The 15041-nt window shown below is 64.5% G+C and carries 10 protein-coding genes; 1 reads left to right on the top strand and 9 read right to left on the bottom strand.

What is annotated here, in order from left to right; translation table 11 throughout:
* The 3 genes from GWG65_RS30115 to GWG65_RS30105 form a co-directional block, all read right to left on the bottom strand.
* Positions 1–1987, bottom strand: a 1987-nt coding sequence (locus GWG65_RS30115) for a methyl-accepting chemotaxis protein (protein WP_275199126.1), incomplete at its 3' end; no start/stop codon positions are given.
* Positions 1988–2103: 116 nt separating this feature from the next.
* The gene (locus GWG65_RS30110; protein ID WP_275199125.1) at positions 2104–2874 is read right to left on the bottom strand and encodes an enoyl-CoA hydratase; all 771 of its coding nucleotides are present in this window, start codon (positions 2872–2874) and stop codon (positions 2104–2106) included.
* A gap of 13 nt (positions 2875–2887) precedes the next feature.
* On the bottom strand, positions 2888–3352 hold the full coding sequence (locus GWG65_RS30105; protein ID WP_275199124.1) for a MarR family winged helix-turn-helix transcriptional regulator: 465 nt from the start codon (positions 3350–3352) through the stop codon (positions 2888–2890).
* Between the two features lie 174 nt (positions 3353–3526).
* Here GWG65_RS30105 and GWG65_RS30100 point away from each other — a divergent pair, with 174 nt between their 5' ends.
* On the top strand, positions 3527–5245 hold the full coding sequence (locus GWG65_RS30100; RefSeq protein ID WP_275199123.1) for an ATP-dependent Clp protease adaptor ClpS: 1719 nt from the start codon (positions 3527–3529) through the stop codon (positions 5243–5245).
* A gap of 33 nt (positions 5246–5278) precedes the next feature.
* Here GWG65_RS30100 and GWG65_RS30095 read toward each other — a convergent pair whose 3' ends face one another.
* The 6 genes from GWG65_RS30095 to GWG65_RS30070 form a co-directional block, all read right to left on the bottom strand.
* Positions 5279–6940, bottom strand: coding sequence for a tannase/feruloyl esterase family alpha/beta hydrolase (locus GWG65_RS30095; RefSeq protein WP_275199122.1), 1662 nt, complete (start codon positions 6938–6940; stop codon positions 5279–5281).
* Between the two features lie 85 nt (positions 6941–7025).
* Positions 7026–8270 (bottom strand): phosphoglycerate dehydrogenase, encoded by a 1245-nt coding sequence (gene serA, locus GWG65_RS30090; RefSeq protein WP_275199121.1) that lies wholly within the window; start codon positions 8268–8270, stop codon positions 7026–7028.
* Positions 8271–8563: 293 nt separating this feature from the next.
* A complete protein-coding gene (locus tag GWG65_RS30085) occupies positions 8564–9796 on the bottom strand; it encodes a rhodanese-like domain-containing protein (RefSeq protein ID WP_275199120.1) in 1233 nt (410 codons plus the stop codon).
* Between the two features lie 174 nt (positions 9797–9970).
* Positions 9971–11260 carry a DUF1963 domain-containing protein gene (locus tag GWG65_RS30080; RefSeq protein ID WP_275199119.1) on the bottom strand — a complete coding sequence of 430 codons (1290 nt, stop codon included), beginning with the start codon at positions 11258–11260 and terminating at the stop codon, positions 9971–9973.
* A 149-nt stretch (positions 11261–11409) separates the two neighbouring features.
* On the bottom strand, positions 11410–12603 hold the full coding sequence (locus GWG65_RS30075; protein WP_275199118.1) for a PepSY-associated TM helix domain-containing protein: 1194 nt from the start codon (positions 12601–12603) through the stop codon (positions 11410–11412).
* 63 nt (positions 12604–12666) lie between these two features.
* A complete protein-coding gene (locus tag GWG65_RS30070; protein WP_275199117.1) occupies positions 12667–14994 on the bottom strand; it encodes a TonB-dependent siderophore receptor in 2328 nt (775 codons plus the stop codon).
* Positions 14995–15041 lie beyond the last annotated feature (47 nt).

Genomic DNA, 15041 nt, shown 5'->3' with positions numbered 1-15041 from the left:
GCACCGTGCCGGCGTTGCCGGTCTCCTGATTGAGCTTGGCGACGCTGCCGATGGTGTCTGTGACCTCGCGGGTTCCCTGCGCTGCCTGCTGGAAGTTGCGCGAGATCTCGGTGGTGGCGGCGCGCTGCTCCTCGACGGCCGCCGCAATCGCCGTCATCTTCTCGTCGATGCCGCCGATGGCGCCGCCAATCGCGCGGATGGCGGCGACGGCCTGGCCCGTCGCACCCTGGATCTCCTCGACCTGGCGCGAAATCTCTTCCGTCGCCGTCGCCGTCTGCGCCGCGAGACTCTTGACCTCGCCGGCGACCACGGCGAAACCGCGGCCGGCCTCGCCGGCACGCGCGGCCTCGATGGTGGCGTTGAGCGCCAGGAGGTTAGTCTGGCCGGCAATGGCGTTGATCATCTTCACGACCTCGCCGATGCGATTTGCGGTCTGATCGAGAATCTCGACCGTCGCGTTGGTCTGCTCGGCCTGCGCCACGGCTTCGCGCGCCTCGCGCGCGCTCGACTGCACCTGCGCGGAGATCTCGCCGACGGAGGCAGAGAGTTCCTCGGTCGCCGCCGCGATGGTTTCGAGATTGTTGGTGGCCTGTTCGGCGGCGGAGGAGACCGCGGCAGTCTGGCTGCTCGATTCCGAAACCAGCGAGCGCACGCCGGTGGCGGTGGCATCGAGCTCCTTCGTCGATGCCACGACGCTCTGGAGGACCGACTGCACCGTGTCGTCAAAACCGCGGCATGCCGCATCGACAGTCCCGGAGCGGGCGAGTTGCAAGGCTTGCTGCGATTCGCGTTCCAGGCCCAGGCGCTCGGCGGTCGCCGCACTCTCGCGCAGGCTTTCGAGCGCGGCCGCCATGGTGCCGAACTCATCGGGATGCCTGGATTGCGGCACGGGTGTCGCATAGTCGCGCGCACCGATCCGCGCGATGGCGTCCAGGATGGCGCGCACCGGGCGCATGAGGCGATTGCGTATTACATACACACCGGCCAGGGTCACGGCGAGCGCGAGCAGGAACGCGAGCGACTGCACCACGAGGTTGGTGAGCGCCTTCGCCTGAACGGTCTCCGCACGCGCGATCGACTGATCCAGCGCCTTGTTCGCGACCGCAACGATGAACGCGAAGGGCGACTGGCACAGCGCGTTCCACTCCGAGGCGGGCATCGCGGGGCGGCCGCTGCCGTCGAAGTTCTTGGTAAGCTCTCCGATCTGCTTGAGCACACCGTCGGTCTTGGCTCGTGCGTCCTTCGCTGCGGTGACCAGGTCCGCCGTCACGTCGGGCGCGGCTAGCAGTTCGTCCATCCCGGTCCAGCCGGAGCCGATGGAGCCGTTCCAGCTCGCGACGGTCTGCTTCAGGGTCTCGTCGAGCGGCTTGCTGGCGTTGACATGCGGACGCAAGGTCGAGCACTGGATGCCGTAGCGGTCGCGCACCTGCCAGGCGAGACGGCGAACCTGGATCATGCGGGCGATGAAGGGATCATCCATCCAGGCGCGGTTCGACACCGCGGTGGATGCAAGGTTCGCGGTGTCGATCACCTTGGTGACGGCATCGTACCAGGCCGCGGTGCGCTCCAGCTTGCGCTCCGCACGCGGCTGCTTGGCTTCATCGTAGAACAGCTGAAACTTCGGCGCGGCCTCGCTCCAGCGTTGCTTCAGCGTGTTTGCGAGCTCGTCCCGGCGGGCAAACTCCACCGTCGAGACCGCCGCGACGATAGCCTCATAGCCCGCCTGCTCGGCCTTCTCGGCGGCGCCCAGCTTTGCGCGCGGATCATCTTCGCCGAGCAGCGCGCTCTGGGCGTCACCGCGATTGCTGCGCAGGGACAACACGCCCTGAAAGATCGCCTTGTCGGCGGCGGCGAGCCGCTCGGTATCGAGACTGTCGCGATGGCGGCCGAAGGCCCCGAGCATCTGGATCGCCGTGCTCGTCAGCGCACCGGCGGCCAGCAGGGCCATCAGCACCAGGAGAATCGTACTTACCGATTTCTTAAGCATGGTCGCGCTCGGAGGCCCACTTTTTCAAGCGGCCACCTTGCCGTGCAACATGCCAATGTTCGGTTAAGTTTTAATCAAGTTGCCGGCAGTTCCCGATTTGCCGGGCGGCGGCGCCGTCATGCAACCTTCGTAAAGTCCGGCGGACGGCGCTCGGCAAACGCCGTGAAGGCCTCGCGCGCCTCGGCGGTGCGCAGGCGCTGCGCGAACTGCTCGCCCTCCGCCTGCATCTGCGCGACCAAAGCTTCGCCATTGCGCATCAGCCGTTTGGTGGCGATGAGCGCGCCGGCCGGCTGGCGGGCAAGACGCTGGGCGAGCGCGAGCGCCTCGGCATCGAGCTTGTCGAGCGGCACCACGCGGCTCGCGAGGCCCCATTCCAGTGCGGCCTTGGCCGGCACGGTCTCGCCCAGCGCGAACATCTCGTAGGCGCGGGCATGGCCGATGCGGGCCGGCATCAGCAGGCTGGAGGCGGCTTCCGGCACCAGCGCTAAGCTGACGAAGGGAGTCGACAGTTGCGCATTGTCGGCGAGCACGATGAGGTCGCAGTGCAGCAGCATCGTGGTGCCGACGCCGACGGCGCGGCCCTGAACGGCGGCAACCAGCGGCCGGGTGCAACGCGCCAGCGACTGGATGAAGCGCACGACGTTGCGGCTGCCTTCGGACTTTCCCGATGCGACCGCGGCGAACTCGCCGACGTCGTTGCCGGCGGTGAACATGTCGCCCTCGCCACGGATCAGGACCACGCGGACGGACGGATCGAATTCCGCGGATTCGATGCTGTCGGCGAGCTTGCCGTACATCGCATCCGTCAGCGCGTTCTTCTTGTCGGGACGTGCCAGCGAGAGGGTGAGAATTCCAGCATTGTTCTCGATGCGGACGTGCTCGGTCATGGGTGTGCTCCTGCTATTGTTCTGGATCCGTTGGAAACTTGTCCTTGGGAAATTTGTCCTGAATGCTCGTCAGCCAGCGCGCGACGACGTCGATCTCCGCGCTGGTAAATCCTTCCGTCAGCGCCGCGTTGACTTCAGCGGCTCCCGCTTTGGCCTGCGCCAGCGCGGTACGACCCTTCGGCGTCAGCCAGATGCGCCAGGCGCGTCCATCGTCACGGTCGGCCCGCCGCTCGACCAGCTTTGCCGCCGCCGTGCGATCGACCAGGCCGGAAATGCCGGCCGGCCCGAGATCGAGCGCAGCGCCCGCCTCGCCCATCAGGACGCCGTCCTGCTTGCCGAGGATGAACAGGAGTCCGGCCTGCGCCGGCGTCACATCGTTGTCCGGCCGGGCCGCCATCCACCGCTGCAACCGCCGCTGCGCGACGTTCAACAGGTAGATCAGCCGATGATGCTTCGCGGCGGCCAAGTTATTTCGCATACGAAATATATAGCCGGGCGGGATCGGATTGTCAAAATGGCGGCTGCCAGGCCGATCTTCACATTAGCGTTCGCTTAAATCGGCAATTTGACGCTGTCGTCTCGCTTGACGGCGGCCGCATTCTATGTTCCTTATTTGTTCTATTCAATCATAGATTGTTGCGGAGATTTGGTGATGGACAGTATGCGTCGCGACGACCAGCCGGCCCAGCTCGTGATTCACAATGACGACGACACGCCGGGCGAATTCGTGATCGATCTGCTCCGTCAGGTTTTCGGCAAGACGGAGCGTGAGGCGGTCGCGCTGACGAGGGAGATCGAGCGGAAAGAAAAAACGTCGTGCGGGCCCTATCCGCAAGCCGTCGCCGACGCCTTGTTGAAACTGGCACAACAGCGCATTTCGATCGAGGGCCACGACCTGCAGATCACGATCGAGGCCATCAGGACACCTTGCGAGCTTTGCGACAAGCCCGATGGGCAGGTGAGCGTGCGGATCGGGAGCCGCACCATCTGGCTGTGCAGCGATTGCAATCGCGCGGCGGAGACCCGGGCGGATGAACGGGAACAAGAGTTCGAATATGCCTGCGACGTGCTGGATTGGCACTTTACTGATGTCCCGCGCAGCAAGCTCGTGACGACGATTCGTCAGTTTCCCGGTCACATGCGGGCGGATGTTCAGGCCGCTGTGGATCGACTGTTCGGCAATGCAATCCGGCTTTTCGGGCTCGATGAAGAACAGCGTTACGAAACGCTCTCGATTTCACGACTTCTCCGCGAAGGCCGCTATGCGCTGGCGCTTGCCCCGCTGCAATATTCCGATCTTGAAGTCGGCGAAAGCAGTCCGGTCAAATGCCTCGATAATGGATTATGGCTGTGCGAGCAAAATAATGTTCCTTACGCGGTCCTGCTCTGCGCGCATCGCGAATATAGCCGCGAGCCGGGCATCCGGATCGAGATCATCGTGCCCTCGGGCGCCGCAGGCGCGGCGCTCGTCCAGCAATGCTTCGTCGAATTGGAGCAGGCGGTGCAGGCCGCACGTACCTATCGCGGCAAGATTCTCTCGCTCGATGCCGATGCCGACTATCGCGGTCGCTCGCGCGGCATCACCGTGCATCGGTTGCCGTCGGTTGCGCGTGACGACGTGATCCTGCCCGAGCCGACATTGCGGCTGCTCGATCGCAATGTGCTGAATTTCGTCGGCATCCGCGACCAGTTGCGCGGACTGCAACAGTCGACGCGCAAGGGCATCTTGCTTTACGGCCCACCGGGCACCGGCAAGACCCACACGATCCGCTATCTCGCAACACATTTGCCTGGACATACGACATTGATCATCACCGCCGAGCAAATTGGCCTGCTCGGCGCCTATATGAGCCTGGCACGGCTGCTCCAGCCATCGATGGTGGTGATCGAGGACGTCGATCTCATCGCCCGCGACCGCGATGACATGGGACCCTGTGAGGAATCCATGTTGAACAAGCTGCTCAACGAGATGGACGGGCTGAAGGAGGATGCAGACATCCTGTTCGTCCTGACCACCAACCGGCCGGAGGACCTCGAAGGTGCTCTCGCTGGGCGCCCCGGCCGTATCGATCAGGCCATCGAGGTGCCGCTCCCCGATGAGACCGGCCGCGGCAAGCTGGTCCGGCTCTACGGCAAAGGACTGCCGCTCCACGACGCGGTTGTCGCCGAGGCGGCCCGACGCAGTGAGGGCACAAGTTGCGCCTTCATCAAGGAATTGATGCGACGGCTGGCGCAGGCGAGCCTCGCCCGCGACGGCGGCAACTCCATCGTTTCCGCCGATATCGACGAGGCGCTCGACGACATGCTGTTCTCCGGCGGTCGGCTGAATGCGCAGTTGCTGGGAGGCGCACAGGCAATGGCGGCGAGGTAAAATCCGCCGCCATCACGGTCCATCGCATTCGCCTCACGGCGCGCAAGTAAAGCTCGACGCCTCCGTCACCGCACCCGTCTTGTAATGCGGCCAGGCCGGCCAGCGGCACAGCGGCAGCGCGCGCAGGGTCGCGAATGATGGCGCCTCGACCTTCTGCTCGGTGACTTCGAGATCGCCGGGCGCCTTGCCCTTCTCGACCCAATCGACCAGCGCGCTCAGCATGTCGACATTGGCCGGCGCGCCGGAGCCGACATGGTCGACGCCCGGCGCGGTGTAGAGCCGCGCGAACTCGGCCGTCTCCGCCTTGCCAAGCTTGCGCTCGACGCTTTCGAAATAGCGGATGCCGGCATAGGGGCTCTGCGCATAGTCGGCCATGTGCTCGAGCATGATCAGCCGGCCGCCGCGGGCGCGGAAGCGGCTGAGATCGGGGTCGGTCGAATCCATCAGCCTGGAGACCTCGAGCAGCCGGGCCTTGTGCTCCTCCACCTTGTAGGTGGTGACGTCGAGCTTGGGATCGCGCGCGAACACATATTGAATGCCACCGGCGCCGTAGATCCAGGCGATGCCATTGTTCGGCGCAGGCGGCTGCGCCGGCGGCGCGGTGCCGAGCCACCACGCGACCCAGCCGCCGGTCGGCCCGACCGACGGCGTGTCCTCGCCCGAGACGCCCCAGCCCGGATAGTCGTCGAGATCGTTGGCGAGCGCGAAGGGGAATTTGTAGGTCGCATGCAGCGTGTCGATCGCCTTGATCTGCGCATCGGTGAGGCACTGATCGCCCGCCTTGCCGCCGGAGCAACGCAAGCTCTCCGCCTTGAACGCCGCCTTGCAGGCGACGGGATTTTGCACCAGCGCGTCATCGGAGCCGTCGGCCTTGTCGCAAGCGGCCCGCACCGCGTCGCCGACGAGCTTCACCTGCGCCGGATTGATCCAGCCGTCGCCCATGGTCACGAGACCCGAGCTGGTGCCGGCATGCTGCAAACCGACCCAGTTGATCACGGGCACGCGGGCGAAAATGCCGTCGAAATCGTCGGGATAGCGCTGCGCCATGGTCAGGCCCTCGCGGCCGCCTTCGGACGAACCCATGAAATACATCTTCTCGGGTTTCTTGCCGTAGGCGCTCTCCATCAGCGTGACGGCGACATCGCGCACCTTTTTGTAGGCGCGATGGGCGAAATTCTCGAAGGCCTCGTCGTTGAGCGCAAATACCTGCGGCGGTTCGCCTTGCCTGGTCTCATGACCGGAATCGGTGCCGTAGGTGACGAAGCCGCGCCCCAGCGGCGACGGCTTGTCGAAGGGATAGGCCGGCGGCAGCCCTAGCCCCGTGATCAGCACGCCGTTGAAGCCGCCGCCGCCATATTGCACTGAACGCCCGTTCCACTCGACGGGAAGGTTGACCTGGAATCTGATCGGCGGCGCCTTGGGATCGACAGGATCGATGTGACCGAGCACCTTGCAGAAGGCGGGATTGGCCGGGATGACGCGTCCCGACGGTGTCGGTCCGCGCTCCGCAATAGCCAGTTGCGACGGCGCTTGCAGCACCGCGGAGTCGATTTTTACGGCATCCACGCTACCGACGAGACCCTTGCAGACGGTGTCTGCATCCTCCGCCAGGGTCACCGCCGATGCGGCACTTGCGGCCACTACAGCCGCCGAGCCCAGGAGCAACGCACACAGCTTCACACGCATACGCGCCATCGTTTCCCCCGACTTTATCTGTTCTCGTTCAATCCGACTGGAAGCCGCATTGAATGCGACCTCCTGCCGGCCGTCAACAAGCGCTCTAGTGCTCGAACACCAGCCGCGCGCCCACCGTGCCCTCGAGGCCGCTAATCTGCGCAAGCAGCGCGGCCGAATCCTGGCCGCCGAGGTCGGCGTCGAGCACGACGTAGCCGAGGTCGCCGGCGGTCTCCAGATATTGCGCGGCGATGTTGATGTCGCGCTGGAGGAAGACCTCGTTCAGTCGCCGCAGCATGCCCGGAATGTTGCGATGGACGTGGCTGAAGCGCGCGCCGGAGGGGCGCAGATGCAGCTGCACCTCCGGGAAATTCACCGCACCCATGGTCGAGCCGGTGATGAAGTAGTCGACCAGCTTGCGCGCCACCTCGCCGCCGATCCGCTCCTGCGCCTCCTCGGTCGAGCCGCCGATATGCGGGGTGAGGATGACGTTGCCGAGGCCCTGCACCGGGCTCTTGAAGCGATCGGAATTCGACGAGGGCTCGACCGGAAACACGTCGATGGCGGCGCCCGCGATGTGGCCATCGCGCAAACAAGCCGCAAGCGCCTCGAGATCGACCACGGTGCCGCGGCTGTTGTTGATCAGGAACGAGCCCGGCTTCATCGCCCGCAGCTCCTTCTCGCCGATCATGCCGGCGGTCTCCGGCGTCTCCGGCACGTGCAGGCTGACCACGTCGCTCTGCGCCAACAGCTCGCCCAGCTTCTCGACCGGCTCGGTGTTGCCATGACGAAGCTTGTCGGTGCGATCGAAATAGATCACCCGCATGCCGATGGCCTCCGCCAACGTCGAGAGCTGCGAGCCGATATTGCCGTAGCCGATGATGCCGAGGGTGCGGCCGCGCACCTCGCGGCTGCCGGTCGCCGACTTGTCCCAGCCGCCGTCATGGGCCGATACCGAGCGCGGAAAAATCCGCCGCAGCAGCATCACGATCTCGCCGATCACGAGCTCGGCGACACTGCGGGTGTTGGAGAACGGCGCGTTGAATACGGGAATGCCGCGCTTGCGCGCGGCGAGCAGATCGACCTGGTTGGTGCCGACGCTGAAACAGCCGACCGCGAGAAGCTGGTCGGCGGCTTCGAGCACGTGATCGGTGATCTGGGTGCGCGAGCGGATGCCGAGCAGCGACACTCCCTTCAGCGCCTGGCGCAGCGCCTCGCCGTCCAGCGCCTTGGTCAGCCGCTCGACATTGGTGAAGCCGGCACTCCTGAACAGGTCGACGGCGCTGTCATTGACGCCTTCCAGCAGCAGCGCCTTCGCGCTTCGCTCGGGGCTTTGGCCTGGGGCTGGCATGGTGTCTCCATAGATGGCGGCTTTGCCCGCAGCTCATAGACCGCGGACGAGATGCAGCACAATAGGGTTCGGATATGGGGAGAAGATGGCGGGGCGGCAGGTAAGCTTAGTGTACCAGACCCGTCATCCGAGGATGCGAGCCATGCGACGCGAAGCGCCGCGTGGGGAGCCTCGAAGGATGAACGACCGAGATGCAGCCGGGGCGTCGCCCTTCGAGGGCCGCTGAAGAAGCGGCCACCTCAGGGTGACGGTGAGAGATTAATGCCCGTGGCAGGAAACGCGGCCACTCGACCTCAAATCACGTAGAACCCGTGTGTCGCATCACGGCGGAGCTGCTCGACGAGGCCATATTCCCAATCGAGGTAGGCCTGCATCGCCCCTTCGGCGACGTCGGTACCTTCATAGGGACGTCGATAGCGATGCGCCGGATCGGGCTTCGGCAGCACAAGCGGCGGGCCGACCTCTAGCGCGCCGTCATAGCCCCCATCCAACACGTAGACCTCCCACCCCATCTGCGCGAGCCAGGATGCCGTCATGTCGGCGCGAACGCCTTTGTCGTCGGTGAGGAGGATGCGCGCACCGCGGACCGGCGCGGCCATGTCGGTTTCCTGGACCAGCTGGCCGCCGGGATAATGGCGGAAGCCGGGGAGATGGCCGGCGGCATATTCCTCCGCGTCGCGCACGTCGAAGCGATAGAGCGTGCGATCACTTTGCGCGAGCAGCGCCGACATCTCGCCCGCCCCGATATGGCGGACGCCGGCGCGATAGGCGACGTCGCGCGCATTGGCCGGACCGCCATCGAACGGCCCGATGGCGCCGCGCCGGTCGGCACCGTGATCGAGTTCGCGCCGTGCCAGCGTCCAGCCGATCGTGCCGTTGCGCAGCGCCCGCACCTTGTTGGGCACGCCGGCATTGATCAGCGATTGCGTGCCGATGATCGAGCGCGTGCGCCCGGCGCAATTGACGATGATGGTGGTGTCGGGATCGGGCGCCGCGCGGCCGGCGCGCAGCACCAGCTCCGCGCCGGGCACGCTGACCGAGCCGGGGATGTTCATCGTCGCATATTCGTCGAAGCGGCGGACATCGAGAATGGCGATGTTGGCTTTGTCCGCAATCAGCTTGGCGACCTCGTCGGCGCTGAGCGAGGGCGTGTGGCGGCGCGCCTCGACCAGCTCGCCGAAGGCCTTCGAATAGGAATTGACGTCCTCGAACACCTCGTAGCCCGCCGCGCGCCAGGCCTTGAGCCCGCCGTCGAGCGCCCTAATGTTGGTGTAGCCGAGGGCTGCAAGGCGTTCGGCGCCGGCCGCGACCAGCCCCTCCCCGTCATCATAGAGCACGACCGGCACGTCCTTGCGCGGCAGCCTCACCTCGGCTTCGATCGCGATCCGGTCCAGCGCCATATTGGCGGCGAACAGCGGATGGCCGGCGGCGAACGCGGCCTCGTATCTGAGGTCGAGCAGCGCGACCTCCTCGCGCAACAGCAGTGCGCGGCGGATATCGGCGTGGGTGACGGTCGGGAGCTTCATGGCATGAACTCTGAACAAATGGCCATGAGCTTTTGAACCATTGTGGCGGCATTGGCTAGCCATGCCAAGCAAGATCAAGTCGGCAGGCTTTATCAGACATAGCAAGATCGAGGTGGAGGTTCCTACGCGCGAACGCGCTTGACATAACCGCAAGTCCGCGGCGCAGCCCTCGCTTCAGTCGCATTCGTATGTGGCGACGACATTCGCAAAGTCGAGCCGATCGAGAGCATCGCGGTCGATCCAGAAATGAAGCGCGCATCCGATGTTGGAGTGCCAGTCAAGAAACGCGAGATCACCTTGTATCTGGAGCAATAATATATCCTCCAAGTGCTCCTCGGTCGCATCTTGCGGGCCACTGCCGTACCCCAGCATCTGATGCAGGGCAGTGCGAAAATGACGGTGTTTCCCATCTTGGGCGGTCGGCGTCTTCCAATGATTCCGACGCGCGAGATTCGTAAGATAGTTGACAGGAACGTCGTCGAGAGCATCGACATCCTGCTCCGCCATGGATCGGATCGTGTGATCGATGGCATGGCCGAGGTCCGTCGCGATTGTGGACGTATAGGTGTAGACGTATTCGCGCATCTTCTCATAGGTCTGCACGACGTCGATCCACCAAGCCCGAAAGGTCGCGCTTGTGTCCGCATCCACATCATCCATTGGAGTCAGCGCCCGACAACGCTCAAGCCACCCGATTGCGCCGGCGCGAAGGCGCTTCAATTCCGCGACTGCCTCGTCGTTGAACGGCTTGTAGGATGATCGGGGTGTCAGATCGCGCATTACGTGAGATAGTACCGACCGAACCACATAGGTAATCAGGAGCCAGTTGAAGGGCCAATGCTCGTCTTTCTCATATTCAGACGCGCTTCTGAATTGGAGCAAATCAACGCCCGTCGGCTCACCTGGGCCCAACACCTTGCATAATTCTGCGATCATGAGCTCACCTCCGATAGCGTCCTCTCGGAAATAGAAGTCGCGGAACACCTGGAAGGAAAGTGGATACTTGAATTCGACCTTGGAATGAAAATCGAGAGTCGGATCGAGCCATTTGACCTGGGCATCACCATCAGTTCCCGCCAGCGGCATCAGATCTGGCGGTGGCGCGCGGTCGGGATACGCGTCACCACCAGCGGCACTATAGAGAACGCGGCAAGGCGGATGTCCTTCGCCAACAAACACGGAGCTGCAGAAGAAATAGAGCGTGCCTCGGTTCGGCAGCGGCGACCAACCGGAGCCCGGCACTTCGGCCAGGTCGATCTGGGCAACGAAGGTGAGCGCGACGGTCTCTAACGTTTCGTTCGCTCTGACCTCCGCCGTCGGCCACTCGAACTGCGGAGGCAGCCTGGGAAGCCCGCCGAAGAAACTCCGCGCCGTGTCCGAGAGTGGCACGGGCAGGTCACTGCGTCTGACAAGTACAGCAGGCAGTGCGGTCTCTTCGATTTCGTCTCGTTCGGATAACGCCATCAGATCACCACGACTCTAGGGTGCACCTTGCCAATCGAACCATTTCGCGAAACCTCAGACAAGTGCTTCTTGCCCGCCGCGCCAACGCGCTTCGTTGTCACGACCCGCGGTGAGCTATTTGGTGACCGCTGAGCGGCCCGCCGACGCGGTCACTCGCCCGGCACGAGCCGCCCGAGCGGTGGCTGCGCGGGACGGCGCAATCGCCGGCGCGACAGATAGAGCAGGGTGCCGGTGACCGCGAACAGCGGCATCAGCGCTGCGGCGATCATGAAGGCGAGCTTGCCGGGCCAGCCCAAAAACGCGCCGCGGTGGATGTCGAGCAGGTTTGCGATGATCTTCTCGCCGAGCGTCTTGTCGGCATAGCGTTCTGCGGAAACCAGCTGACCCGTGACGGCATCGACACGGAATTCGTCGCGGGTGGTATCGAGCGTGGAGTCCTTCCCCCACGACCGGATCCGTATCGCGGTGCCGGGACCGGCGGGCAACGTCAGCAGCGCCCTGGAGAAGCGGCCACCCTCATCGTGCAGGAAGGTCGACCACGCGCGATCGAAGCCGATCGGCTGAGCGGGCTCCGCACGGCCAGCCGCGCGCGGCGCCTTTGCAGGCATCTTGGGCTGCATCTTCGCTGGCGCAATTTGCGGACGCGACAGCAGCCAGACGACGCCGTCCTTGTACCAGTCGAACGAGTACCAGAGCCCGGTCAGCGTCATCACCAGATAGACCGGCAGGACCCAGGTGCCGATGACCGCGTGCAGCGAGCGGTGCAGACCACGGCCGCGGAGCGCGAGATTCGGCTTCAGCCACATCTTCGCGCTGCTGGCGCGGCGCGGCCAGCGCAGCACGAGGCCGGAGACGAGCATGACGATCAGGCCGAGCGCGGCGACGCCGGTGATCTGGCGTCCCCAGCCCTTGGCATCGCCGGGTATCAGCAGCCAGCGATGCAGCTTGCGAACGGTCGCGAAAAATTCCTCGCCGCGCGGCGTGCCGAGCACGCGGGCGTCGTAGGGATCGACATAGAGCGAGGACGGGCGCGCGCCCTGCTCGCCGCGGGCGAAGCGGAGGCGCACCGCCGCGGACGGGTCGCTCGATAGCGTGACGGCGGAAACCTGGCCAACGTCCTGCGCGGTCTTCAGGCGTGCAACCAGCTCATCCGGCATCAACACCGGCGCCGTGCGCGGCGCCACCCGCATGATGTCGGTGTTCAGATAATCGACGATCTCATCCTCAAAGCTCATGGCCGCCCCCGTCAGCGCGATCACGGCAAGCAGCAGCGCAAGCACGAGACCCGCGATGGAATGGAGCTGGAACAGAATGGCCTTGATCGCGCGCCCGGGCTCACGCATCGGCGCCGATCCTCCTGATCGGCACGATCAGAAAACCCGTGCTTTTGCGCGGTGTCTGCATCGTTAGAACTTCACCGTCGCGGAGAGCGAGAAGCGTCGGGCATCGCCGATCGCAACGTTTAACGCGTTCCCGGTGGTGGACGTATAGTAGAGCTTGTCGAACAGGTTCTTGACGTTGAACTGATAGGTCACCGGCAGATTGTCGACTTTGGTGTCGTAGGTCGCAAAGACGTCTGCGACGGTGTACGCCGGCAGAAAGAATGTGTTGGCGGAGTCGCCTGGCCGGTCGCCGGCATAGTGCGCACCGCCGCCGAGCCGCAAACGTCCGGGAAGCGCATCGCCGAAATCGTAGACGAGATAAAGCGAGGCCGTGTTCATTGCGGCGTTGAGGAGCTTGGCGTTACCGACAACGGGATCGTTGATCAAGCGTGCGTCGGTATAGCCATAACTTCCGATCATGCTCCATTGATCGGTCAGCTTGCCGGTCACGTCCAATTCGACGCCGCGCGACCGGGCCGCGCCGGACGTGCGACCTGTCGACTTGCCGTTGCCGAGATCGTCCAGCACCAGCACGTTCCTCTTATCGATATCGTAGAGCGCCAAAGTGCCCGACAGCCGCTTGTTGACGTCGAACTTGAGCCCGGTCTCCCACTGCGTTCCCTCCTCGGGCGCAATGGTGGAATCGACAACAAAACCGCTGGTGAACGCCGCGATAGTCGAGGTCGGCTTCAGCGACTGTGTATAGCTCACGTAATACGAGAGCTGATCGTTCAGCTTGAAGATGACGCCGCCGAGCGGCAGCACCTTATCGCCTGACAGATTGGTGTTCGTGACGAAGATGGGCCGGCCTTTTCCGGCGAGCTGCTCGTACTCCATCCAGCGCACGCCTCCGACCACAGACAGCCAATTGGTCAGGTGGAACGTGTCCTGGGCGAAGAAGCCGCGGGTGCCGAGCTTATCGGTCTGTTCGCTGTCGACTGGCGAAACAGCCGTACCCGGCGAGATCAGTCCGTACACCGGGTTGTAGAAATTGAAGCTCGGGGTCGCCTGACGAATCAGGTCGCGGCGATCGATCGTGCGATACAACGCCTCGCCTCCGAACAGGATCTCGTTGCGGAAACCGCCCACCCAGACGTCACCCTGCAGGTACGAAGTGCCGTAACTGGCGTTGCTCAGCGAGTTATGGGTGCCGTCATTGCTGCGGGTCTCAACGCCGGTCGTCGTGTTGACGCCGGTGATGCGCAGCTGATTGGCGCTATAGGTCTCGGTGTTGTAGCTGTAGGCCGCGGTAACCTTCCAATTGTCGCTGAGCTTCTGCTCGACCGAGGCCTGCATCAGGTCGGACGTGCCCCACATGTTGTTGAAGGGCTCGTCGAGCCGGCGCGTCGCCGGGATCGCCAGCGGTGCGCCCTTGACGAAGGCTGTGCCGCGATCGAACGGATAGATGAACTCACGATGTTCATAGGTGAGCTGGACCGTCGTGGTGTCGCCGTACCAGGCAAGCGACGGGTTGACCAGCATTTCCCTGTGGCGGCCGAAATTGCGCCAATAGTCCTCGCTGACGCCGTAGCCGACGAAGCGATAGGCGAGACCGCCGTCGCCGATCGGACCGGTGATGTCGAGCGTGCCGTCAGCGCCGCTGCGGTTGTTCGCGAAGGTCGAGCCGAGCAAGGTGATCGAGCCGTGCTGGTAGAGCTCGGGACGCTTGCTGATGGTGTTGACGATGCCGCCGGGATCCATGATGCCGTAGAGCAGCGACGCCGGTCCCTTCAGCACCTCGACGCTCTCCACCGCGGCGTTCAGGCTGCGCCCCTGCACCAGCGGCATGCCGTTGCGCATGATGGAGCCGTCGCGGTTGTCGCCGAAGCCGCGGCGGATCACGGCGTCCTGGGTGCCGGCCAGCGTGTTGGTCTGAGTGATCCCGCTGATGTTGACCAGCGCATCGTCGATGTTGCGCGGCAGTTGGTCCTTCAACACTTGCGCCGGGACGACGTTGACGGCCTGCGAAGTGTCCAGTGGCGAGGCGCCGCTGCGCAGCGTGGTCGCGCTTGGCATCGCGCGATAGCCGAGCTTGGCCGCTTGTTGCGCGGCGGCTTCAGCCGCAGCGCGTTCCGACAGCGTCGGTGCGACCGGGGTGGCGGCATTGCGGCCGCGCTGGCGTGCTGCCGTTTGCGCACGGTGTTGGGACTGCTCCGATGCGCGCGCCGGCTTCGGCCGCTGCTTCGGCGCATCCACGGTCACCGGCGGCAAGGCCGATTGCGCCTGCGCAGTCGGCGTGTTGGAGGGGCATTCGGCGAGCAGCACGGCTGCACCGATGAGAAGACGCGCACGGCTCTTGCCGGCGCGGTTTCGATGGCCGCTTACGCGCTGACCATCAGCATTGGCACGCACTTTCGATCCACTTCAAGTCAGACGCAGTATTGAAGTGTGCGCCTGTA

Origin of the sequence: Bradyrhizobium sp. CSA207 (genome assembly GCF_029051685.1) — a bacterium.
In the GTDB taxonomy this organism is placed as follows: Bacteria; Pseudomonadota; Alphaproteobacteria; order Rhizobiales; family Xanthobacteraceae; genus Bradyrhizobium.
The sequence above is the reverse complement of the archived record's forward strand: the minus strand, read 5'-3'. Positions and strand labels throughout refer to the sequence as shown.

What these genes read in the sequence shown, in the direction of transcription:
- GWG65_RS30085 (WP_275199120.1), bottom strand. Translation starts at nt 9,796, where the DNA reads ATGAAGCTCCCGACCGTCACCCACGCCGATATCCGCCGCGCACTGCTG.
- GWG65_RS30105 (WP_275199124.1), bottom strand. Translation starts at nt 3,352, where the DNA reads ATGCGAAATAACTTGGCCGCCGCGAAGCATCATCGGCTGATCTACCTG.
- GWG65_RS30110 (WP_275199125.1), bottom strand. Translation starts at nt 2,874, where the DNA reads ATGACCGAGCACGTCCGCATCGAGAACAATGCTGGAATTCTCACCCTC.
- GWG65_RS30100 (WP_275199123.1), top strand. Translation starts at nt 3,527, where the DNA reads ATGGACAGTATGCGTCGCGACGACCAGCCGGCCCAGCTCGTGATTCAC.
- serA (WP_275199121.1), bottom strand. Translation starts at nt 8,270, where the DNA reads ATGCCAGCCCCAGGCCAAAGCCCCGAGCGAAGCGCGAAGGCGCTGCTG.
- GWG65_RS30075 (WP_275199118.1), bottom strand. Translation starts at nt 12,603, where the DNA reads ATGCGTGAGCCCGGGCGCGCGATCAAGGCCATTCTGTTCCAGCTCCAT.
- GWG65_RS30080 (WP_275199119.1), bottom strand. Translation starts at nt 11,260, where the DNA reads ATGGCGTTATCCGAACGAGACGAAATCGAAGAGACCGCACTGCCTGCT.
- GWG65_RS30095 (WP_275199122.1), bottom strand. Translation starts at nt 6,940, where the DNA reads ATGGCGCGTATGCGTGTGAAGCTGTGTGCGTTGCTCCTGGGCTCGGCG.